General features: G+C 41.2%; 20 protein-coding genes, 1 tRNA gene and 3 pseudogenes. 15 read left to right on the top strand and 9 right to left on the bottom strand.

Translation table 11 applies throughout. From position 1 onward, the window contains the following. Positions 1-141: 141 nt before the first annotated feature. Positions 142-963 (bottom strand): SDR family oxidoreductase, encoded by an 822-nt coding sequence (locus ACDG22_RS11435; protein ID WP_178269946.1) that lies wholly within the window; start codon positions 961-963, stop codon positions 142-144. 225 nt (positions 964-1,188) lie between these two features. Here ACDG22_RS11435 and ACDG22_RS11430 point away from each other — a divergent pair, with 225 nt between their 5' ends. From ACDG22_RS11430 to ACDG22_RS11420, 3 genes are all read left to right on the top strand, one after another. Further along, entirely contained in the window at positions 1,189-2,094 is a 906-nt protein-coding gene (locus tag ACDG22_RS11430) for a helix-turn-helix domain-containing protein (protein ID WP_007569709.1), read from the top strand. A 53-nt stretch (positions 2,095-2,147) separates the two neighbouring features. Further along, positions 2,148-2,987 (top strand): winged helix-turn-helix domain-containing protein, encoded by an 840-nt coding sequence (locus ACDG22_RS11425; RefSeq protein ID WP_007569711.1) that lies wholly within the window; start codon positions 2,148-2,150, stop codon positions 2,985-2,987. A gap of 98 nt (positions 2,988-3,085) precedes the next feature. Beyond that, entirely contained in the window at positions 3,086-5,095 is a 2,010-nt protein-coding gene (locus ACDG22_RS11420; protein WP_370858889.1) for a TonB-dependent receptor, read from the top strand. A 215-nt stretch (positions 5,096-5,310) separates the two neighbouring features. Here ACDG22_RS11420 and ACDG22_RS11415 read toward each other — a convergent pair whose 3' ends face one another. Beyond that, on the bottom strand, positions 5,311-5,526 hold the full coding sequence (locus ACDG22_RS11415) for a hypothetical protein (protein ID WP_007751500.1): 216 nt from the start codon (positions 5,524-5,526) through the stop codon (positions 5,311-5,313). Positions 5,527-5,641: 115 nt separating this feature from the next. On the opposite strand from ACDG22_RS11415, the gene ACDG22_RS11410 reads away from it, so the two are divergent. Beyond that, complete coding sequence (locus ACDG22_RS11410; RefSeq protein ID WP_007758935.1) at positions 5,642-6,346, top strand: S24 family peptidase; 705 nt, start codon at positions 5,642-5,644, stop codon at positions 6,344-6,346. A gap of 408 nt (positions 6,347-6,754) precedes the next feature. Here ACDG22_RS11410 and ACDG22_RS11405 read toward each other — a convergent pair whose 3' ends face one another. Continuing rightward, the gene (locus ACDG22_RS11405) at positions 6,755-6,997 is read right to left on the bottom strand and encodes a hypothetical protein (RefSeq protein ID WP_007751495.1); all 243 of its coding nucleotides are present in this window, start codon (positions 6,995-6,997) and stop codon (positions 6,755-6,757) included. Positions 6,998-7,382: 385 nt separating this feature from the next. Here ACDG22_RS11405 and ACDG22_RS11400 point away from each other — a divergent pair, with 385 nt between their 5' ends. Both ACDG22_RS11400 and ACDG22_RS11395 read left to right on the top strand, forming a co-directional pair. Then, complete coding sequence (locus ACDG22_RS11400) at positions 7,383-7,655, top strand: hypothetical protein (protein WP_370858888.1); 273 nt, start codon at positions 7,383-7,385, stop codon at positions 7,653-7,655. Beyond that, positions 7,652-8,257, top strand: coding sequence for a DUF4112 domain-containing protein (locus ACDG22_RS11395; RefSeq protein WP_270230874.1), 606 nt, complete (start codon positions 7,652-7,654; stop codon positions 8,255-8,257). Before ACDG22_RS11400 ends, ACDG22_RS11395 begins: the two co-directional genes overlap by 4 nt. A 185-nt stretch (positions 8,258-8,442) precedes the next feature. On the opposite strand, the gene ACDG22_RS11390 is transcribed toward ACDG22_RS11395, so the two are convergent. Then, positions 8,443-9,753 carry an anaerobic C4-dicarboxylate transporter family protein gene (locus ACDG22_RS11390; RefSeq protein ID WP_007569721.1) on the bottom strand — a complete coding sequence of 437 codons (1,311 nt, stop codon included), beginning with the start codon at positions 9,751-9,753 and terminating at the stop codon, positions 8,443-8,445. Between the two features lie 31 nt (positions 9,754-9,784). After that, the gene (locus tag ACDG22_RS11385; RefSeq protein ID WP_270230875.1) at positions 9,785-10,552 is read right to left on the bottom strand and encodes an SDR family oxidoreductase; all 768 of its coding nucleotides are present in this window, start codon (positions 10,550-10,552) and stop codon (positions 9,785-9,787) included. 85 nt (positions 10,553-10,637) lie between these two features. Between ACDG22_RS11385 and ACDG22_RS11380 the strand changes: the two genes are divergently transcribed. Next, positions 10,638-11,984, top strand: coding sequence for a cobyrinate a,c-diamide synthase (locus ACDG22_RS11380; RefSeq protein ID WP_022126444.1), 1,347 nt, complete (start codon positions 10,638-10,640; stop codon positions 11,982-11,984). Positions 11,985-11,991: 7 nt separating this feature from the next. Here ACDG22_RS11380 and ACDG22_RS11375 read toward each other — a convergent pair. Then, a pseudogene (locus ACDG22_RS11375) lies at positions 11,992-13,842 on the bottom strand (TonB-dependent receptor). Positions 13,843-14,132: 290 nt separating this feature from the next. Here ACDG22_RS11375 and ACDG22_RS11370 point away from each other — a divergent pair. From ACDG22_RS11370 to ACDG22_RS11335, 8 genes and pseudogenes are all read left to right on the top strand, one after another. After that, on the top strand, positions 14,133-15,260 hold the full coding sequence (locus ACDG22_RS11370) for an HU domain-containing protein (protein WP_022126441.1): 1,128 nt from the start codon (positions 14,133-14,135) through the stop codon (positions 15,258-15,260). Between the two features lie 18 nt (positions 15,261-15,278). Further along, positions 15,279-15,809 carry an FHA domain-containing protein gene (locus tag ACDG22_RS11365; protein WP_007569730.1) on the top strand — a complete coding sequence of 177 codons (531 nt, stop codon included), beginning with the start codon at positions 15,279-15,281 and terminating at the stop codon, positions 15,807-15,809. A 59-nt stretch (positions 15,810-15,868) separates the two neighbouring features. Next, positions 15,869-17,341, top strand: coding sequence for a 4Fe-4S dicluster domain-containing protein (locus tag ACDG22_RS11360; RefSeq protein ID WP_022126440.1), 1,473 nt, complete (start codon positions 15,869-15,871; stop codon positions 17,339-17,341). A 15-nt stretch (positions 17,342-17,356) separates the two neighbouring features. Continuing rightward, positions 17,357-18,391, top strand: a complete 1,035-nt coding sequence (gene hydE, locus ACDG22_RS11355) for a [FeFe] hydrogenase H-cluster radical SAM maturase HydE (protein WP_022126439.1) — start codon at positions 17,357-17,359, stop codon at positions 18,389-18,391. Positions 18,392-18,423: 32 nt separating this feature from the next. After that, positions 18,424-19,842, top strand: coding sequence for a [FeFe] hydrogenase H-cluster radical SAM maturase HydG (gene hydG / locus ACDG22_RS11350; protein WP_022126438.1), 1,419 nt, complete (start codon positions 18,424-18,426; stop codon positions 19,840-19,842). Positions 19,843-19,861: 19 nt separating this feature from the next. Continuing rightward, positions 19,862-21,046, top strand: a complete 1,185-nt coding sequence (gene hydF, locus ACDG22_RS11345) for a [FeFe] hydrogenase H-cluster maturation GTPase HydF (RefSeq protein ID WP_007569741.1) — start codon at positions 19,862-19,864, stop codon at positions 21,044-21,046. Positions 21,047-21,115: 69 nt separating this feature from the next. After that, positions 21,116-21,188 (top strand) — tRNA-Gly (locus ACDG22_RS11340). A 129-nt stretch (positions 21,189-21,317) separates the two neighbouring features. Then, positions 21,318-21,659 (top strand): annotated as a pseudogene (locus ACDG22_RS11335) (Arm DNA-binding domain-containing protein); the annotation flags it as partial. On the opposite strand, the pseudogene ACDG22_RS11330 reads toward ACDG22_RS11335, so the two are convergent. The 3 genes and pseudogenes from ACDG22_RS11330 to ACDG22_RS11320 form a co-directional block, all read right to left on the bottom strand. Then, a pseudogene (locus ACDG22_RS11330) lies at positions 21,647-21,886 on the bottom strand (IS66 family transposase); the annotation flags it as partial. The pseudogenes ACDG22_RS11335 and ACDG22_RS11330 sit on opposite strands and share 13 nt — an antisense overlap. Positions 21,887-21,977: 91 nt before the next feature. Then, the gene (gene tnpB / locus ACDG22_RS11325) at positions 21,978-22,310 is read right to left on the bottom strand and encodes an IS66 family insertion sequence element accessory protein TnpB (protein ID WP_148330882.1); all 333 of its coding nucleotides are present in this window, start codon (positions 22,308-22,310) and stop codon (positions 21,978-21,980) included. Beyond that, complete coding sequence (locus tag ACDG22_RS11320; RefSeq protein WP_007570789.1) at positions 22,304-22,669, bottom strand: hypothetical protein; 366 nt, start codon at positions 22,667-22,669, stop codon at positions 22,304-22,306. Before ACDG22_RS11320 ends, tnpB begins: the two co-directional genes overlap by 7 nt. Positions 22,670-22,811 lie beyond the last annotated feature (142 nt).

Here is a 22,811-nt window from a genome sequence, read left to right as displayed (position 1 = left end):
GTATTTCAGAATACTTATATCTTCCTATCTTTTCCGCCATCAGATTATAAGGATTTAACAAAGATACAATTTCTTGACAGAAGACAAAGTATCGTTTATAGAATATTGTCACAAAAGTTTTACCTCATAGAAATAGAATACTCATTTCTGGCCATAAAAATAAGCAGCTGTGGCTCCTCCATCTACCAAAAAATCAGCTCCGGTAATAAAGGCTCCCCGATTACTCATCAACAATTCGGCAACATTTGCCACTTCGTCTGCTGTTCCCGGACGATGTGCCGGACATTGGGCAAACATCTTCTTATAAAATTCTCCACGTACACCGTTGAACTCATCAAGAGCCAATGGGGTAACAATGATGCCCGGAGAAATAGAATTAATGCGCGCTCCTCTTCTACCCCATTTTACGGCTTCCGACATAACACGTTTTACATTACAACGTTTAGCCAACTGGTATGCATGGAGTGTATCATTGATATGTTGTGGTTGCAAAACTTCGAGATCCAATAGTCTTTCAGTTGGCGTACAAGCCAGCAGCTCATCAGTTTCCGCACCAAGTGCTGGCAGACGATGTCCGGATTGACTGGAAATTGTAACGCCTGTACCTCCCCGCATGATGACTTTTCCGACCTCTTCCAACAATACAGCCGTGCCATACAGGTCGACTTTCAGAATAGTTTCTATTGATGCTTGTGAAGGAGAAACTCCCGCAGCATTGACCAGCATGGCTATTTCTCCATATTGCTGTGCCGTGTCAATCAGATGTAGAATAGACTCGCGGGATGATAAGTCCATCTCCACCGGAAGCACATCAAATCCGGCACGGTTCATCGTATCGGCCACGGACTGTGCATTCTCCATTCGTTTGTCACCGACTACAATCTTCATTCCATATCCCATCCGTCGGGCTATCGCCATACCGATTTGTCCGGCACCTGTAAGTATCATTACTTCTTTTTCCATATCGCATATATTATATTGATTCCTATTGCAAAATTATCCTTTACTATTTTACTGATAGTTATACAAAACACAGAATAATTTCACAGATGGTGTAATTTGTCAGTATTGCAGATTATTGTCAATGATATAAAACACAGATTTACTGCATAGAAACACTGCTTTTCTTTTGTTATATAACGATGGAGTAAGAATCCTTTCTTATATTTGTAATATAAATATCTCCCGATGAAAACAGAATTATTAAATTTCGATACCATAACTGAATATGATGATATGCTTGGTGTAGAAACCTTGCATCCACTAGTAAGTGTGATAAATCTTTCAAAAGCGAAACCGATGCGGCATATGCGACATACTTTCGGTTTTTATGTGGTTTTTCTGAAAGACGAGAAGAACTGTGATTTGATTTATGGCCGACAACGGTATGATTATCAGAAAGGATCGGTTGTCTGTCTTGCACCGGGACAAGTCATTGGAATAGAAGATACAGGTGAAATCTTCCAGCCTCAAGGTTATGCATTGTGTTTTCATCCTGATCTGATTCGCGGAACCAACCTTGGACGTGCCATGAGTGAATATACATTTTTTTCTTATGAAGTGAACGAAGCCTTGCATCTCTCGGAACAAGAGCGTCATACATTTATAGATTGTCTGATAAAGATTCAGGAGGAATTACAACATTCTATCGATCGGATGAGCAAACGGCTGATTGCTAATCATATTGAATTATTGCTAAACTATTGCCTGCGCTTTTACGAACGACAGTTTATCACCCGACAGGATGCTCACCGCGATATTCTGACACGTTTTGAAAACCTCCTCGACCAGTATTTTGCAGGTGACAATGCCATGCAAAAAGGATTGCCTACAGTAAAATATTGTGCAAGCGAGCTTTGTCTTTCGACGAATTATTTTGGTGATCTTATTAAAAAAGAAACAGGAAAAACTGCATTAGAGTATATACAAGATAAAATTGTCGGCATAGCAAAGGTACAATTGCTCATTCCAGCTCATTCAATCAGCCAGGTTGCATACCAACTTGGTTTTCAATATCCTCAGCATTTTACCCGAGTATTTAAAAAAGCTACGGGAATGACACCGAACGAATATCGGAATATAATAGGTGGATGATTCTCGTTTTAGCATAAAATTTGTTACATTTGTCAGAAATAAAATCTGATTTTATGAACAGCAAACTACTATCTGTTGCCGTATTTCTGACACTTATGCTGACTTCTTTGCTGGCTGGCCGTCACAATTATTGTAAGGCCAGGAATGAAATAACAGCCGATTTGAATCAGGCTTTGGCACAAACCCTCAAAGAGAGAAAAGATTATATCATTACCCAAGATACAATCAGGGTGTACAAGCAACTTCGCAAGACTTCAGGAGGACAGGTACTGATTGCTGTTTCCGATGAATGGTTTTGCCGTTACCTGAAAGATAAACGTCTTCAGCAGGCGGCATTTATTACATTCGATGTGGTTGATAGCGATTTTCAGGATAATTCTTTGGATGAACAAGCTGTCTGTAGTGACACGCTGATAGTAAAGGATAAACATGCAGGAGAAACACTTGCCTTAAAAGGATATGCCCGCTTGTCGGTTGCCAGTATATTGAGTATGTCGGATCAGCGCATTCCGGCTGCCTGCATGATTTCGGCTTTCCTTTGGGCGATGCTGTCGTGGCTCTATTTGAGAAAGAAGCAAGAAGGTTCGGAAGCTGTCACCGGTTTTGGAGGACTGGTTTATTCGGAAGTGGACCAGCGGTTTTATACGGCGGCACACACTCCTATCCGCTTTACTCCAATGCAACAGCAGCTCATGTTGTTATTCTGGAATGCTCCGTCACATTCACTGACTAAAGAGGACATTTGCGCAGCACTCTGGCCCAAGAAAGAGGATGCCAATGATACACTTTATACGCTTATCCGCAGGCTGAAGCCGATTGTAGAGGAACATACTAATCTGAAAATCGTAGCAGACAGAGGTCGGAACTATTCACTGGAAATCAATAAGATATAAAACTGACACTGAAATGTCAGACAAATGTCAGTGTTTGTTCTGGCTGTCATTTATCTCTACCCTCTACATTTGTTTCCGAAACATCAAAACAGAAACAAATGGAATGGCTAACAAATCAGTTTCAAGGTAATGCCTCTGTAGAGGATTCCTTGGTATATGGCATTAGTCGGGCTGCCCGAAAAGCCTGCGCCGGTATCACATTTATTCTTTTTTCGTTTGCAGCATCTGCACAGACAGCCGAGCAAAGTATCGAACTGGGAGAAGTGGAAGTAAAAGCTGCACGGATTGTTCATAAAACAGACGGTCTGCTGCTCTACCCTTCCGATGCTCAGAAAGAAGCGTCCAGTTCAGGATATAGTGTCTTGCAGAAACTCAGTCTACCTAATATCCGTATCGATGAAGATGCCCGTAATGTGTCTACTATCGACAATAAAGGAAGCGTACAGCTACGTATCAACGGCATTATTGTAGATCAAGCCGAAATGTTATCACTCGATCCGAAAAGCATCCGTAAGATAGATTTCATTGACAATCCCGGTGTCCGTTATGGTGATGGTGTCGCTTATGTTATCGATATTACGACACGGCGCGCAACCAGTGGATACACAGTCGGCACATTCCTGAGTCAGTCACTGAATGCCGAAAACGGGAACTATACAGTCTATGGTAAGTGGAATACGGGAAAAAGCGAACTTTCGTTGAACTATGATTTCGGATATAAGGATTTTGACGGTAATCGGATGGAGGAAACAGCCTATTATCACTTGAATGATGGATCAGTCTATACCATTCAACGTAACGATATTGCGTCACGCAGCCGGAGATTCAATAATCGTGTGAAGCTGACCTACAATTTAGCTGATTCTACCCGTTATGTATTTCAAGCATCGCTCAGTGGTGATTTCAGTCACGTACCAGGCGATTTCAACCGGAAGAGTGTGATAGATGGAACGGAAGAATATATTGCAATCCAGCAAGACAACAGTCGGACGGGAAGTCCGGTTCTCGACTTATATTATTTCCAGCAGCTTACCCCCAGACAGTCGGTCACGCTGAATGCTGTAGGTACCTATATCGATACAAATTCCTCTACCAGTTACGATGAAGGCTCTCCCTACCGATACAATGTGGACGGAAAGACTTATTCGCTGATGAGTGAAGCTATCTACGAGAATAAGTTGAAACCTTTTACCCTTTCTACTGGTATCAATTACAGTCAGAAATACACGAACAATACGTATACGGGCGATGTTTCTTCGCTTACCCTGATGCACAACAACCGCTTCTATCTGTTTTCCGAGATAAAAGGCTATTGGGGTAAACTACGTTATTCGGTAGGCATAGGTGCAAGCTACCTGCACTACCGCCAACAGGAGCATACGTACGACTACTGGACGTTTTGTCCTAAAGCTGCACTGAGCTATGATTTCACCAATGCACTGCAAGTAAGCTATAATTTCCAGTCGAACGAGCGTACTTCCCGCATAGCCATGATCAGCGATGCCATGATCCGTACCAACAGCATGGAATGGACTGCCGGAAGTCCTGACCTCAAGCCCAACAGAGAAACATATCACACTCTCAGACTATCTTATTCCGAGGGCCGCCTGCAAGCATACATCGAAGGCTTTTATAAGATATGTCATCGCCCGAACATGGCGGTGTACGAACGGACGGCAGACGATCAGTTTATCTATACCCAGCGCAACCAGAAAGAAATAGATGCCTTGCAGACAGCAGGATATGTCAATTATTGGTTGCTGCCCGATAAACTTTCCGTAGCCTTATACGGCGGATTGTTCCGTTGTTTCAACTTCGGATATGTACGCTTTCTTATTTCGATTTACCAACTCTCCGGCCGTGCCTGCCGCCCCTGCCCGTCTTTCCGGGCTGCCAGTTATCCGGCAATCTATTTGCCTTGTTCTTCTATCATCGAAAGGACAACCATCCTGTCTTCATCCCAAAGCGGAAGCCCCAATTCAATGGTCCGTTTCACCACTTCCATCTCACCGACCAGCCCTACCGCTTCTTTGCGGAAATCGGTATCGTCATACGCATGTGCCTTGCCAATCAGAAAATCGGTCAGGTTGTCGATAACTTCCTTTTGACGTTCACATTTCATTTCATAGTTCAGCACTCGCACATGAACATCGCGGATAATCCGGCTGTCCCCATGTTTCTTGAAATCTTTGCAGAACTCATCCTTGTTCATCGAAGTGTTCAGATAAACCGCATGGATGTAATCAAAATCCTCTGCTGTAGGGGTTATCCCCGTCCGTTCCATAAATTCTTGCTGTGTCATAAACTCACTTATTTTATTGTATTATTCTGCATCTTCAATTTTGAAAGAAAAGCACTTATCCGCCAATACTCTTTTTACAAAGTCTAAGTCGTATCTATCAGCTGAAAAGAAAACTGCCTGATAATCTACACTGGGATAAGCCTTGATTGCTGTTGTATCTACCATCTTCTTGACCAGTCCGTAAAGAGCTTCGGCGGTCTCGGCTGTTGCTTGAGCTATAATTACTTTTGCTTTCATTTTCTTTAATCCTTAAAATTCGCTAATCACACGCCTTTTTTGTATATTTGGCGCGCTGTTTACATCTTAAACACGCTGCAAATATATAGAATTATTTCAATACATCAAACTAAATATGGAAGAAAATCAATATAAGGATATGAATTTTATAGAAAGACTTCAATATTTCATGGAGAAAAAGGGCATAAATGACAATCAAATGACTGTTAATGCCGGTCTTTCTGTTGGACTTATTGGGAAAGCAAAGGTGTCTGGCAAAGGCATGAGCTCAATGAATATTGAAAAAATTCTATTAGCCTATCCGGAATTATCTGCCGATTGGTTACTTACTGGTGCAGGAAGCATGTTGAAAGATGATTTGAACGGCATTAAAACAATAGACGAAGCAAATTCTTCGACTCTGCCTACCACATCTATGAACCCATCCATCGGTACACCATACTACGATGTGGACTTTATCGGGGGCTTTGATGAAGTGTTTAATTCACAGGTAAACATACCTGCCACCAACATTGTAATAAGGGGATTCGAAAAAGCCAGCCTTTGGTGCAATGTCACCGGGCACTCCATGGAACCCAAAATAAACCATGGCGACATCATTGCCCTGCACCAATGCACACTCAACGACATCCAATATGGCGAAATCTATGCAGTGGTGTTGGATACCATCCGCACCATTAAAATCCTCCGCAGGTCGCCGGATCCGGACAAGCTGCGCTTCATCCCCATCAACACCAATGACTACGATGAACAGGAATTCGACAAATCACGCATCATCAATGTCTTTGAAGTAATCGGAAGTATCAGCAAGTTCTTCTAAGTGGTACACGCATGCCTCCTACAGAAGGCTAAAAAAGGACGCACGCACACACTTTTGAAGGAATTTACCTGAAGCAAACTCGTAAATACACTGTAAATCAAAGGATTTATTTTATTATAATAAGGTATATCACACAAACAAGTGTCGTTTTTCCTCTCTGAAAACAGAGAAAAACGGCACTTGCTTTCATTTATAACATAGTTTCCTATTTCGGGCGTACCCTCTGAGAACTGAAAAAGTAACCCCTAAAGTAACCCCTAACTTAAAGAAGTAGTAACCCCTAACAGTAACCCCAATAGTAACCCCTAACCAAATAAAACCAACCGTAGGGGCATAAAAAAAGGGAGCCATAAGCTCCCCAATCAGCATTCAAAGAAATAACGCCTACAAGCCTTTCTAACGGCGCTATTATATCGTTCTAACCATTCCCTTACTACCACCCGAGATGAGCGTAGATTGCTTAATTATAGCCTTTTTCGTGCATATTGTGCCGTTACCAGACAGCCCGGCATGAAGCAGGTAATTCTTGGTTGCCCCCACCTGATCTGCCGTCAGAACCGTATAAACAGCCGATATACTGCTGAAATACCAATCTTTCTGCTTCGTCCCGTCTATTTTATGCAGCAAATGCACATGAATCACTTTTGCCATATTCGTTTCTATTATGCTGCAAATATACCAAATAATACTTATTTGGAAGAATTTTAAGGCAACATCTTTAAAAATAGGCACAAAAAAACGGCCACACAGCCGTTCACACCATCATATAACAAAATCCATCAACCCAGCCATAAAACGGCCACACAGCCGAAAATAAAACCCTTCCAGGCCGTTTTAGCCCCATCTGCAAGCCCGATGTAAAGCAATCCCCCGAATATCCGAAGAAAAGCCCCTCAAACGTAAAGCAGATGTAAGCCATGTAAAGAGAAAAACCGCTTCGAAATATTCAGCCCATTTTCCCGATCATGCCTAAACCCTTTGGTTTTCAAAACCTTTCGCCCATTTTTCCCGACCATTGAAAAAACCGCTTCGTTCTATGCCCCATAAAGCCATGAAAGCCCAATGTGCAATTGCAGAAAATAATTATAATCAGGAGCTAACAAAACTACAAAGCCAATTTTACCAGTATCTGGAAAGTTTAAATGGCAGGAGCGATATTTTAATGAAAAGTCTGCAACGCATGAATACAGCTCAAAACCATGAACAACTAAAAAGCGGATTCTTGGCATTGGCTGACAAAAGTCGTAATTTATTTGAAGACGGAGATTGGGAGGACTTTATTAATGGAACTAAAACAATAGAATTATGAGTGAAATGCAAAATAACAGAAGACATCAGGCACAAAAAGAGTTGGGGCTAGACAATACGGAAGAAGAATTGCAGATCGAACAATCCATACAGAAAGAAGAACTACGTCAAATGGAAAAGCAGTTGCGGCGCATGGAAATCGAACAGTCTTCATCTTATAGAACAGTTCTAAGCATAGCCAAATGGATGGATAAATTCTGTCTTGACCCTATAATTGGTTTTTTCATGCCAGGATTTGGTGACGCTCTAACTTCAGTTTTTGCCGTACCATTTATCTATGTTGCCGCATGTAAAGTTCGTTCATTACCATTGACATTAGCGGTTATTTTCAATATACTTCGCGATGTGGCACTTGGTTTAATTCCATTCTATATCGGCGATATTATTGATTTTTGCAATCGTGCTTATTTACAGAACTGCAAACTTATAGTCGGTTTTGTAGAAGATGATCAGGAGGTGATCAATGAAGTCAATCGGAAAGCTGTCTGGACAGGTATAATGATTATTCTTTTTTGTGTTATTATTTATTACTTGGTTAAATTGGTTGTTTATGTTGGCTCTGTGATATCAGATTTTTTTAATGGCTTGTTTGCTGCTTTTTGAAATAATAGGAAATCATTGATTTTTTATCTCCAAAAGAATCTTGTATGTTATTCATTGAATTTCAATCAGCCATTTGAAATATCATAAGTAATAATAGCCCTATCAAACTTTTTTGGTAATGATAGGGCTATTAGCAGAAGAGTAATAAATTAATCTATCTATATGGGATTTAAACTTCATTATAATTACATCATCGAAACCCACACAATACCCAGTACAACCGATACAATGGTGGCTATCAGTCCGGGCATCATAAACGAATGGTTCAGCAGATATTTGCCTATTCGTGTTGTTCCGGTAGTATCAAAGTTTATGGCGGCTATCACTGTCGGATAGTTGGGCAGGAAAAAATAACCGTTCACAGCTGGGAAAAGCGCGATAAGCATATAAGGAGAAATGCCTAGTGCTATGCCGAGCGGTAACAGAGAACGAACGGTAGCTGCCTGACTGAATAACAAGATGGACATCAGGAACAAGGCCACACCAAACAGCCAAGGCATATCGGTAACAAGGCCGAAAATATTCTCTTTCATAACTTCCATGTTTCCTGCGATGAAGGTATCTCCCATCCATGCAATACCAAAAATTGCAACTACGGCCTGCATTCCTGCATTGAAAACAGAACCTTTTGCTGCCTTTATACCATCTGTTTTTGTGAATAGCAAAATGAGTGAGGCGGCAGAAAGCATCAACACTTCGATAATGTGTGACATCTCCATTTGAACTTCACCTTGAGCTGTTGTAAATGTCGGGCGGAGTCCGTCGATAGATCCGAATAAAACAATTCCTATCGTGGCAGCCAAAAAGAGAATGACAGAAGTAAGTGCCTTACCATGACTTGCCACTTCTGTGGTATGATAACCATCACCGGAAATTTCACCAGCTGCCAGTCGTCTTTGATATTCAGGGTCATCTTTCAGTTCTTTGCCGACTTTCATCGAATACAGTGCACCGAGAAGAACTCCAGCCAGCGTACAGGGAATGGAAATCTTCAGGATATCGAACAGCGAAATGTTATATCCGGCAAGCATACTAAGCATAGCAACCGTTGCTGCCGATATCGGGCTGGCAGTAATAGCCTGCTGCGAAGCGATAACTGCGATACCCAGCGGACGTTCCGGACGAATACCTGTATCTTTGGCAACCTCGGCAATAACGGGAAGAACAGAATAAGCTACATGTCCTGTTCCTGCAAAAAAGGTAAAAAAGTAAGTCACAAACGGGCTTAGCAATGTAATATGATGCGGGTTCTTTCGCAAAATCTTCTCTGCCCACTTCACCATCAGGTCCAGTCCACCTGCTGCTTGCATACAACTTGCTGCCGCAATGACAGCAACAATCATAAGCATTACATCTATCGGAGGTGCAGTGGGTTGAAGTCCGAATACAAAGGTCAGCACAGCAAGACCAAGTCCGCCCAATATTCCCAGTCCGATACCGCCTACTCTTGCACCGATAATTATCGCCACAAGGACAAATAATAATTGTAATAGCATAAGAATCTTTATGAAATAATTAATACAAGTTTTATTCTTTTCTCCAGCCGTAGTCGTTGTGATAAACCATCAGCTTACTCATTCCGCCGTCGATGGTCAGGCATTGTCCGTTGATGAAAGAATTGCGTTCGTCGCAGAGAAACTCTACAGCACGGGCGATATCTTCAGGCTCTCCTACCCGTTGTGACGGATGTTGCATGATATCTCCTTCAGTGTAGTCGGGAACATAACTTTCGTCGTGAAACTTACCTGTATCAATCCATCCCGGTGCTATAGCATTGACACGGGCTATACAGGCGAGGCTTACGGCAAGCGCATGGGTCAGTGCGGTAATGCCTCCTTTGGCTGCCGTATAAGCTTCTGTATCGGACTGCGACTGAAACGCACGGGTTGAGGAAAGGTTTACGATGAAACCAACACCGGCAAAATGATGCATGAAGAGCTTGCTAAGCAGATAAGGAGCTGCAACACCGACACGCTGTACATACAAGAAATCATCGTAACTACATCCGCTGAGGATTCCTCCTTTCATCAAGCAAGCATTATTTATCAGGCAATGTATTCCTTGTGGAGTTTCTTCTATCACTCTCGCCGCAAACTTTTGCAATACTTGTTCGTCGGCAATATCTCCTGTAAAGCCATAAACATTCATTTGTTTGGCACATAATTTTTCCGTTACAGTCGCAACGGCATCCGCATCCATATCTATAAAATAGACTGCATTACCTTGCGATGCAAAATACTCTACCAAGCAGCGCCCTATCCCTTTGGCTCCGCCAGTTATAACTATTGTTCTCATTGATTGTTATTTTCTTGTTTGCAAAAATACGGAAATTCATGAGTTCTCCCTATCTTTGTGCCCGATTTTATCAACCGTAACTAGCATGAAACCACAATTATTGATAGCATCTCCTGTATCTGGAAGCGGAAAAACTACTTTTACGCTGGGATTGTTGCGTATTTTGCAGCAAAGGGGATTGCGTACACAAACGTTTAAATGTGGCACTGACTGCATAGATACTCAGTATCATTCCATTGCTGCTGGTTACGATTCTGTAAATCTGGATGCCTGGCTTGCATCCGACAGTCATATCCAGTCTGTTTATAATAAATATGCAGAAAAGGCTGATGTATGTATAACTGAGGGGAGTATGGGACTCTTTGATGGCTATAATCGTATGCAAGGGAGTAATGCTCATATTGCGCGATTATTGAAGATACCCGTAATATTAGTGGTCAACGCACGTGCAACTGCATATTCAGTAGCGCCTGTATTGTATGGATTCAAACATTTCGAGAATTTGGTTCATGTAGCAGGTGTTATTTTTAATCAGGTTGCTTCATCCGTTCATTTAAATTTGTTGCGTGAAGCTTGCGTCGATGCAGGTGTAGAATGTCTGGGATATTTACCTATAATAGATGATTTTAAATTGCCTTCCCGCCATTCTGGCTTGACACTGACAGCCAGGCGTTCTATAGACGAACAAATAGACCAGATCGCTTCTCTAGTGGACAAATATGTGAATGTAGATAAGTTGTTAAGTTTATGTGAACGCATTTTCCCCTGTCAGCATATTCTTCCTTACACATCTGATTCGGAGTTAGAAAACAGACCAATAACAAACAGTAAAAAGTTACGTATAGCTATCGCACGCGATCCGGCCTTTTGTTTTTTATCGCGTGAAACGATTGATTCCTTGTCACGAAACGGGCAAATTACCTATTTTAGTCCTATATATGGCAGTGACCTTCCGGAAGCTGATCTGGTTTATATTCCAGGAGGATATCCGGAACTGTTTGCACGTCAGCTATATCGCCGGAAACGATTATTCGGACAGCTTCGCAACTATATTGAGAATGGGGGCAAACTGCTGGCCGAATGTGGGGGAATGCTCCTGCTTTCACACTCTATAACCGCACGTCGTGGGGGAACTGCCTATGAAATGGCTGATATCTTTCCTTTTAATTTTACAGTGACCGATTCGCGAGTATGTACTGGCTATCGTCAAATGAATTACCGGAAACTGATGCTGCGTGGTTATGAATCTCATTATACAGAACAGCTTATAACGTCTGAAAATTTAATTCCGGCAGCATCAGTTTATACAATGCGTGGTAATACGGTACCATCTTCGTTCTATCGGCATAATAATGCTTATGCCAGTCTTGTACGCTGGTATTGGGGAGTAAATGATATGCTGGATTTATGGAGTGATGAAGATCTTTTATAGTCGGTCTTTAAAAACTGATATTTATTCCAGCCATAACTGTTGCCCGTGGCATCGGATATCCTGCATTAATCTCATATTTTTGCGCCAGCAAGTTCTCACCGCGTGCCCAGATATTCAACCAACGGCAAGCTTGATATGAAGCCCGTATGTTCCATAAAACAAATTCTTCTGTTTTAATTGGATCGGTTTGTGTATAAAGTCCGGAGATATATTGTATGCCAGTAGATATATCCCAATGTCTATAGTTAAAGTTGACTCCGGTATAAAGCTTGTGCTTTGGGGCTGCCAAAACAGGATTCTTCATATGCAGATAACTATAATTCCCGTCGACAGACCAATATTGACTGATACGCCAGGCTGCTTGTAGTTCTATTCCGGAATTTTCTATTTCGCCGGAATTCTGATTTAGCATACCACTACCATTGGGATTGGGAAGAGTTTCAATAAGATTTTTCCCGTCAATGTAAAACAAGTTTACTCCATAAGTAAATCTGCCGTTCAGCAATTGTTGCGAAAAAGCCAATTCATAATTCCACATGGATTCCGGTTGTAAATCGGGGTTCTGTGGCGGAAACATATACATCTCCCGTAGAATTGGGTAACGGAAGCCCTTCGATGCAGAAGCTTTCATTTCAATCGTATGGGGCAAATGAAAAGCCAGTCCTGCTTGTGGCACCCATTCCAATCCAACACGTGAATGATGATCTGCGCGAAGTCCGGCATTGAAAGTCAGCCAAGTTCCTATATTTTGGCGCAGATCAACATAGCCAGCCAATCCGTTTTCATGCTTGTTTACCAGATCTGATGTTGTACCTATATGCTCTCCACTTACATATTCATTCCAAGCCTTACCTCTGTATCGAAACCAGTCAATCCCTGCTGTTATTCGGTTTCCCTTAAAAAACTGCATACTCTGATAGAGTGAAACTCCCATCATATTATCCCGTGAGTTAAAACGCCCATCCTGAGGTTTCTTTTCTTTCGAAGGTGTATATCCATCGTTAATCCAATGTTTTCCCCAATTGTAAAAAAAACTCAGACCTCCGGATGTCTGTTCATAGTTGTTTTCAATAGCGAATGAAGTTACCCCTCTCGTAATACGCTGGTCACCGTCGAGCAACGGAGCCGTTATCGGTCCCGGATATGATGCATTGAAATGGGTTATGTTTATATCTCCTCGCAAATTCCAGTTGCCGGTCATTTCATAGCCTAATTTTGCATATCCTCCGTATTGTTCAAACTCCATATTATTACGATGCCCGTCTGTACGATTATACGACCCTGACACTACACTGGAAAAACGTCCTTTACGAATACGGCTGGTGAATTCTGATTCCAATGTGTTGTAAGAACCATATCCCATGTGAATATTAGTATTTACACCGTTATCATGCATTTTGCGGGTGACAATATTTATTACGCCACCCATTGCATTGGAGCCATAGAGTACAGATGCCGGACCTCTTAGAACTTCTACCCTATCGGCAAGAAATGATTGGTAAGCATCTGCTATAGGGTGACCGAATATACCGGCATATTATGGATGACCGTCAATCATAACCATTAATCTGCCTGTCCCGCCACTTAGACCACGCAGCGAAATACCTCCGGCAGCACCAGTTGAAACCCCATATCCCATGATACCTCTTGAGGTGACAAACAGTCCCGGAATTTGTTCGGTAAGCACAGGTAATAAAGAGGGTTGCATGGCATGTTCTATGTCGATGCGGTTGATTACGGAAACTGTTTGTGAAAGATGGCGCACATCTGTCTCGTTACGGCTTCCTGTAACCACTACCTCTCCTATTTCATAAACTTTGCTTGCACGAATTGTATCATGTTTTTGTTCTTGCGATATCCCTGGAGTACAGATCAGGTTCAAAAAGCCTGCAAAAACAATTGTTTTTCTTAATATTGGTTATTCTATCCATTACTGATTTTGATTTTGATGGCAAAGATACCCTATTTCAGGATATAATACTTACCTCGATTACTGATTATGTTTACTTTATTACGGTTTCTTAGATAAGAAGTGATATGTTTTTATAAGCAGTTTATTAGTTTATATAGATTGTACACGCATTTCTTTTCAGACAAAATACAAGAAAAGTAATGTAAATATTAGAGAAAAAATCATATCTTTGCATTATGATTGAATTAGCAAAACATATTGAAGTATTACTCCTGGAGAACGATTGCGTGATTGTTCCTGGTCTGGGAGGCTTTATAGCTCACTATCGTTCGTGTGTATACAACGAAGATACGGGAGAGTTTTGTCCGCCGGCACGTACAATCGGCTTTAATCCTCAACTTGTCATGAATGACGGTTTGCTTGTACAGTCTTATATGCAAGCATATAATACGGATTTTCCTGATGCAACCCGCAAGATAGAAAAGCTCGTACAGAAACAGAAAGAAGATATTTACCGATACGGACATATATATTTGAACAATGTAGGTACGCTGTATTATAATATGAACGGAGTATATGAATTTGAACCGGAAGCAAATGGTTTCTTTACTCCTTCATTATATGGACTTCAAGGATTCACATTTCCAAAGTTGTCACCAGAGAATGTACCTCAGGAGAAACCTTTGGTCGAATATGCTATGCCCCGCACGGTAAAGACCAGTACACGCCGTTCGTCCTTTCATTATCGCAGATGGAGTAAGAACATAGTAGCAATAGCAGCTGCAATATTGTTGTTTTTCTTGTTTTCTATTCCAGTGGAAAACACCTACTTGGATGATGCTGAATATGCTTCTTTAGGTTCGACTGGATTATTTGATGCTATTAAAAATCATTCTATGGCATCAAGTATTATTACGGTCTCTCCTTCTGTTCAGCAACAGGAAAAGAAACAAAAAACAGTAAAAAAGCAATCTGTAAAGAATAATATCAATACACTGAAACCGGTTGCTGTGAAAATAGAAAAAGTTGCAGCTCCATCGGCAAAGCCGGCAGCACATGTTGTAAAGGATGTGAAGCAACCTGTAGAAAAAAAGACTCCTGCAGCTAATAAAGTGCCTCAAAAAGCGACTACAAAAGCTGACAGTTATATTATAGTTGCAAGTCTGGCAACAAATAGTGACGCAATGCAAGTCGTAAAACAAATGCAGCAAAAAGGTTATAAGGAAGCGCAAATTCTGGAATCGGACGGACGTTTCCGTGTTGCAATCAACCGATATACTAATCAGACTGATGCATATAAACAGATTAAAGAATTGAAGGAAAATGCAGATTTTGCGTCAGCATGGGTGCTTACAACTAAATAAACCGAGAATAATCACATTATGAAAAGAGTCAGATGTCCGAAGTGTGACAACTACATACAATTTGATGAAACAAAATACGAAGAAGGTCAGTCATTGGTTTTCGTATGCGATAATTGTAAAAAACAGTTTGGTATCCGTATTGGAAAATCCAAACTGAGTGCAGGTTCCCGTCGTGAAGAAGTCGTTGATGAGAGAGAAGGAACGCAAGATTTTGGCAACGTGATAGCTATAGAAAATGTTTTCGGCTATAAACAAGTGCTCCCTTTGCATGAAGGTGATAATATAATAGGTCGCCGTAGTAAAGGGAATGAAATTGATATTCCTGTAGAAACAAATGATCCAAGCATGGATCGCCGGCATTGCGTGCTGAATGTAAAGCAAAACAAACAAGGGAAAATCGTATATACCCTACGGGATAATGACAGCATAACGGGAACCTTCCTGATGAATGAACTTTTAGGTCCCAAAGATCGTGTACGTATAGAAGACGGAGCCATTTTTACTCTTGGAGCAACTACGCTCATTTTACGAGCAGCAGAAGAAAAATAAATTTTTATATATTAAGGATAACTAAACTAAATAACCTAACTTTTTAACCTAACTTTGTTATGGCATCAAACAACGTAATGATTGTACGCCACAAGCTATTGGAAAAACTGGTCGCTTTGTGGAAGGAAAACCAGCTAGTTGAAAAAATAGATCGTGTTCCTTTGGAATTCAGTCCTCGCCGTTCTCAACCTGTAGGACGCTGCTGTATTCATAAAGAACGCGCCGTAACGAAATATAAGTCACTTCCGTTGCTGGGCTGGGATATGTCTGATGAAACGGATGAACTGACTCCTCTATCGGAATATGCCCGTCAGGCATTGGATCGTAGAAACAAACTTAAAGAAAATATTCTGTGTGTTATAGATGAAGCATGCTCTTCTTGTGTACAGGTTAATTACGAAGTAAGTAATCTGTGCCGTGGTTGTGTGGCCAGAAGCTGCTATATGAACTGCCCGAAAGGAGCTGTACATTTCGACAAGAAAACAGGACAGGCACATATTGATCATGATACTTGTATCAGCTGTGGTATTTGTCATAAAAGTTGTCCTTATCATGCGATTGTATATATTCCGGTACCTTGTGAAGAAGCATGTCCGGTAAAAGCAATCAGCAAAGATGAAAATAATATAGAGCACATAGACGAAAGCAAATGTATTTATTGCGGAAAGTGTTTGAATGCATGTCCGTTTGGCGCAATTTTCGAGATATCTCAGGTATTCGATGTGTTGGAAGCAATACGCCGTGGTGAACAGGTTGTTGCAATTCTGGCTCCTTCTGTACTGGGACAGTTCGATGCAACTATCGACCAGGTTTACGGAGCTTTGAAAGAGGTAGGCTTTGCTGATGTAATAGAAGTTGCCGAAGGAGCTATGCAGACAACAAGCAATGAGGCACACGAATTACTTGAAAAGCTGGAGGAAGGACAAAAGTTTATGACAACCTCATGCTGTCCTTCATATATTGAGCTAGTAAACAAGCATATTCCTGCTATGAAGCCTTATGTGTCAGGTACAGGCTCTCCTATGTATTATGCTTCACGTATTGCCAAAAAGAAATATCCGGAAGCAAAAGTTGTTTTTATAGGTCCGTGTATTGCAAAGCGTAAAGAAGCACAGCGTGATGAGTGTGTAGACTACGTAATGACATTCGAAGAATTACACTCAGTATTCCGTGGATTAGGTATTGAACTGGCTCAAGCCAATCCGTATAAGGTTGCCTATGAATCTGTTTGTGAAGCCCATGGCTTTGCACAAGCTGGTGGTGTTGCAGGAGCAGTTAAGTCATATTTGGGTCCTAAGGCAGATGGTATAAAGATGCTGCAGTTCTCAGACTTCAACAAGAAGAGTATCGGACAGATGCGTGCATGGGCTAAGACAGGAAAAGTGGATGCCCAATTCATCGAAATGATGGCATGCGAAGGAGGATGTGTAACAGGACCAAGTGCTTATAATGATTCTGTTTCAGGAAAACGCCAGTTGAATCAAGATTTGCTGAAGCGTACGCTGAAATATGAAAATTATAAAGAAGAATAATCTCTTCTCTACCTTATGAGAAGTTTAATAGAACGTCTTCATCGGGAGCATACACTGGCTCCCGATGAATTTCGTATCTTATTGAGTCAGTGTAATGATAAGGACTTATCCTATATCAATGCTCTTGCTAGAGAAGTTTCACATGCTAGCTTTGGAAACCGGATTTTTATCCGGGGACTTATTGAAGTTGGCAACCGATGTAAGAATGACTGCTACTATTGTGGTATCCGGCGTAGTAATCATCTGATAGAACGCTATCATTTGGATGAAGAAACAATTCTGGCGTGTTGCCGACATGGTTATGAACTGGGATTCCGGACGTTTGTTCTTCAGGGAGGAGAAATGAATGATGATAAAATGATTATACGTACTGTATCCTCTATTCGAAAAGAGTTTCCAGACGTAGCAATTACACTTTCATTAGGAGAAAAAGAAACATCTGTATACGAACGTTTTTTCCAGGCTGGAGCTAACAGATATTTACTTCGTCACGAAACGCATAACGAGCTTCATTATCGCAAGCTTCACCCTGAAGCTATGTCTTTGTCCAACCGTCTGAGGTGTCTGGCAGACTTGAAGCGTATTGGTTTCCAGACTGGAACAGGGATTATGGTAGGAAGCCCATATCAGACTATTGATAATTTGATAGAAGATATCCTTTATATCGAAAACTTTCAACCAGAAATGATCGGTATTGGACCGTTTCTTCCACATCATGATACTCCTTTTGCAATGATGCCTTCGGGAAGTTTGAACCAGACACTGCTCCTACTCTCCATTTTCCGTCTGATGCATCCTCATGCTTTAATTCCTTCTACAACAGCACTTGCTACCCTTTCTCCAGAAGGACGAGAAAAAGGCATATTGGCAGGAGCCAATGTGGTAATGCCTAACCTCTCTCCCGTCATACAACGGAGCAAATATTCCTTATATGATAATAAGGCTTCTCTAGGTGCTGAAGCAGCCGAAGGGCTTCTTCTGTTGGAACAGCGACTGAAAGTAATAGGATATGTCATAGATAAAGGCCGAGGAGATTACAACGCATACTAAACATCGTTTTATTATTAAATATAAAGTCAATTATGTATAAAATAGATTCACCTCATGCAGAAGAATTCATCAATCACGATGAAATCATGGCTACACTGGATTATGCAAAAGCCAACAAAGACAATCGTGAGTTGATTCGTTCTATCATAGATAAAGCTCGCGACTGTAAAGGACTTTCTCATCGTGAAGCCGCCGTTCTGTTGGAATGTGACGACAATGATTTGTTGGAAGAAATATATGCACTGGCACGCAAGATCAAACAGCGCTTTTACGGTAACCGTATTGTTATGTTTGCTCCGCTTTATTTGTCAAACTACTGTGTAAACAGTTGCGTATACTGTCCTTACCACATCAAAAACAAGTCGATTGCCCGCAAGAAGCTTACTCAGGATGAGATTCGCCAGGAAGTCATTGCATTGCAAGATATGGGACATAAACGTCTTGCTATCGAGGCTGGTGAAGATCCGCTGCATAATCCGATAGAATATATCCTGGAATCTATAAAGACCATTTACAGCATTAAGCATAAAAATGGAGCTATCCGGCGTGTGAATGTAAATATAGCTGCAACAACAGTCGAAAATTACCGTCGTTTGCACGATGCAGGAATTGGAACTTATATTTTGTTTCAGGAAACTTATCATAAAGAGAACTACGAAAAACTTCATCCACGCGGACCCAAAAGTAATTATGCATATCATACAGAGGCAATGGACCGCGCTATGCAGGGAGGTATCGATGATGTAGGAATAGGAGTACTATTCGGACTTAATACATATCGGTACGATTTTGTTGGTATGTTGATGCATGCTGAACACTTAGAAGCTACATACGGAGTAGGACCTCATACTATTAGTGTTCCGCGTATCTGTTCGGCCGATGACATCAATGCATCCGATTTTGAAAATGCTATTTCAGATGAGATCTTCCAGAAAATTGTGGCTGTGATCCGTATCAGCGTTCCTTATACTGGTATGATTGTTTCTACTCGCGAATCTCAACGCTCACGAGAAAAAGTATTGGCATTAGGAGTTTCTCAACTTAGTGGAGGTTCACGTACAAGTGTTGGTGGATATGTACACGAAGAAACTCCCGAAGAAAATTCGGCACAGTTTGATGTAAGCGATCGCCGTACTCTTGATGAAATAGTATCCTGGCTGTTGAGATTAGGGTATATCCCCAGCTTCTGTACAGCGTGTTATCGAGAAGGTCGTACGGGAGACCGTTTCATGTCGCTGGTAAAAACCGGACAAATAGCCAATTGTTGTGCTCCAAATGCGCTGATGACACTACAGGAATATTTGGAAGATTATGCTTCTCCAGAAACGCGTGAATTGGGTGTGAAAATGATCCGTGAACAGATGGAACAGATTCCTAATCCTGCTATCCGTCGTCGTGCTTTGGAAAATCTGGAACGTATTTCCGAGGGACAACGAGATTTCAGATTCTAATTAATAAAGTTTGAATTTTATGCAAGAAACACCTCGTGCCAACCGCCTGCATATCGGGCTATTTGGCAAACGCAATAGTGGAAAGTCATCGCTGATTAATGCCCTTACTAATCAGGAAGTAGCTCTGGTTTCGGACATAGCAGGAACAACCACTGATCCTGTATATAAAGCAATGGAAATACATGGAATAGGTCCGTGTGTTTTCATTGATACCGCAGGACTTGATGATGACGGTGAACTGGGAGCACTTCGTATCCAGCAGACTATGCGTGCTATGGATCGCACTGACATTGCATTATTAGTGTGCACAGGAGATGATATAGAGAAAGAACTTGAATGGAGTCGTTTGTTGAAAGAGAAAAATATTCCAGTAGTATGGATATTGAATAAAGCAGATTTGCTGACAGACGTTACTTCTACAATTCGTTCGATAGAAAAAAAATGTGGACAGGTTCCCCTTGGGGTAAGTGCCTGCACTAAACAAGGAATGGAAGATATCCGTCGTAGTCTGATTGCTAAATTACCTGATGAAACAATGTCGCGAGGGATTGTTGGCAAACTGGTGGAAGAAGGAGATACGGTAATGCTCGTTATGCCACAAGATATTCAGGCTCCTAAAGGCAGACTAATCCTTCCTCAAGTCCAGACAATTCGTGAATTACTTGACAGGAAGTGCCTCGTAATGAGTTGTACGACAGATCAAATAGATCGTATGCTTCAAGCATTAGTACATCCTCCAAAACTCATCATTACAGATTCCCAAGTTTTCAAGACTGTATATGAAAAGAAGCCTTCTGCAAGTAGATTGACTTCTTTCTCTGTCCTCTTTGCCCAATATAAAGGTGACATTGATTATTTCATAGAGGGAGCAAATGCTATTGGAAGACTGACAGAAAATTCTCGTGTCTTGATCGCAGAAGCGTGTACTCATGCCCCACTAACTGAAGATATCGGAAGGGTAAAAATACCCAATATGCTTCGTAAAAAGTTTGGATCAGGATTGCTGATTGAACATGTCTCTGGAACAGATTTTCCTGAGGATTTAAGTAAATATGATCTCATCATTCATTGTGGAGCTTGCATGTTTAATCGTAAATATGTGCTAAGCCGTGTAGAACAAGCACGTAAGCAGAATATCCCGATGACAAACTATGGAGTAACTATAGCATATCTGGCAGGAATTTTAGATAAAATAGATTATTGATGAAAAAAAAGTAGGTTTTATTATTGCTTATTTGTATAATAAGACCTACTTTTGTTCGACAATTCATCTGCGGTAGTAGCTCAGTTGGTAGAGCATTAGCTTCCCAAGCTAAGGGTCACGGGTTCGAATCCCGCTTACCGCTCATAATGAAAGCCTTGATAGTTAATAGATTAGCTATCGAGGTTTTCTGCTTTTAGCAGGTTACGGAAAGTCTATTTTCGGGTGGTTTCAGAGGGTGCATGTAAACCAAGATGTAAACCGAAAATTTATTATGAATGCCTGTGTTTCAGTAGTTTGTTACAAATCTAAGACATTATCCAATGGTGAAAATCCATTGATGCTCCAAGTATCTAAAGGAGGAAAGCGTAAATACCAAAGTTTAGGCATATCCATCAATCCTAAATATTGGGACTTCACACGAAACAAACCTAAGCCTAACTGCCCTAATAAAGAATATATCCAAAAGATTATCTTGGATAAACAAAGGGAACTACAACAGCGAATGTTGGAACTGAATAGCGAACAAAAAGAATACACTACCACCACTTTACTCAATAATGAGAATACAAAGTTTGAGCTAAAAACAGTCAGTATGTTCTACAAGGAATCAATCTTACGGTTGGATTCCTTCAGGTCTTTTCCTATTTCATCAAGTCGTGCTATCATTTCATCAAGCTGCCTGCTCTTTTTCTGATTCTCCTCAAACAGGAACAGGGCGAACCTCTTTATCTGCTCATTATCCATACCTTCAAGGGGTGTATGCTCCTTTTCGGGTCTGCCCATCATCTCTTCAAGATGCTTGCGTCTGAGTGTATTTCCTATGAGTTCTTCCAGTTCCATGTTCTCTAATATTTTATGTAAAGATACTCATTTTCAATGAGATATACAAATACTTAGAGGGCTTTTATCACTGATTGTCAGAGTTTTATCTTTAAATTCTTATACTCGTTATTACTGGAGTTTCAAGTATCGTGACCAGGTCTTTCCAGTCTATTTTATATACTGTCACATCGTCCTTGCGCTCTATTTTCATGAACTTATAGCCCTTAATGAAAGACTTCTCATGAAGGTAGTAGGCATTGCGCTCATAGTGTATCATACGAACCTTGCGCTGGTCTTTAGACATGAACATGTAAACATCACCATTCAATGGATCACGGTGGTATCGACCTCGGATTATCTCGCATATACGCTGAGCCTTGCATCTCATATCGTGAAGCTCAGGAAGGTAGTAGAAGTTGTGAAGACCGTTGATGCTCAGCATAAGCCCTCCAGTTTCCCTACCAGTGTTTTCAGCCCCTGATAGTCTAAGCCTTTCTTCTGTATGCACAAGCCCTCACGAGTTCTTATCGTCACCATAATGCTTCCTTTATGGGGAGTTGTACGTTTGGGCTTGTCTTTAGCAACCTCCTGCCGTTCTTCATTACCTGTCCGAATCAGCTCTTCCGGAATTCCTTCAACTTCTACAGGTACAACCTTTTTCTGTGTCTTCTTGAACCAGTCATAGAATGCCGTGTATGGAATATTGTTGCCAATGCAGAACGAGTTGATGGAAACTCCATTGGGCTCACCCTCGGTTTTGTAGAGGAACCACAGTCTTTCAAAATCTTTTTCGCTAAACATAATCTTTCGAGTTTTAAGTTTAGCACGAAGGTATGCGAAAGAGACATGCTAGTCAATACGCCAATTTTGGAAGCTTACGATTTTTTTCACTTTTCCTAACTGCCTGTACTATCCTTTTGAACGGGGTACGAAACCGGAAGAT

The organism is Phocaeicola coprocola, assembly GCF_041333015.1.
Classification (GTDB): domain Bacteria; phylum Bacteroidota; class Bacteroidia; order Bacteroidales; family Bacteroidaceae; genus Phocaeicola; species Phocaeicola coprocola.
The sequence above is the reverse complement of the archived record's forward strand: the minus strand, read 5'-3'. Positions and strand labels throughout refer to the sequence as shown.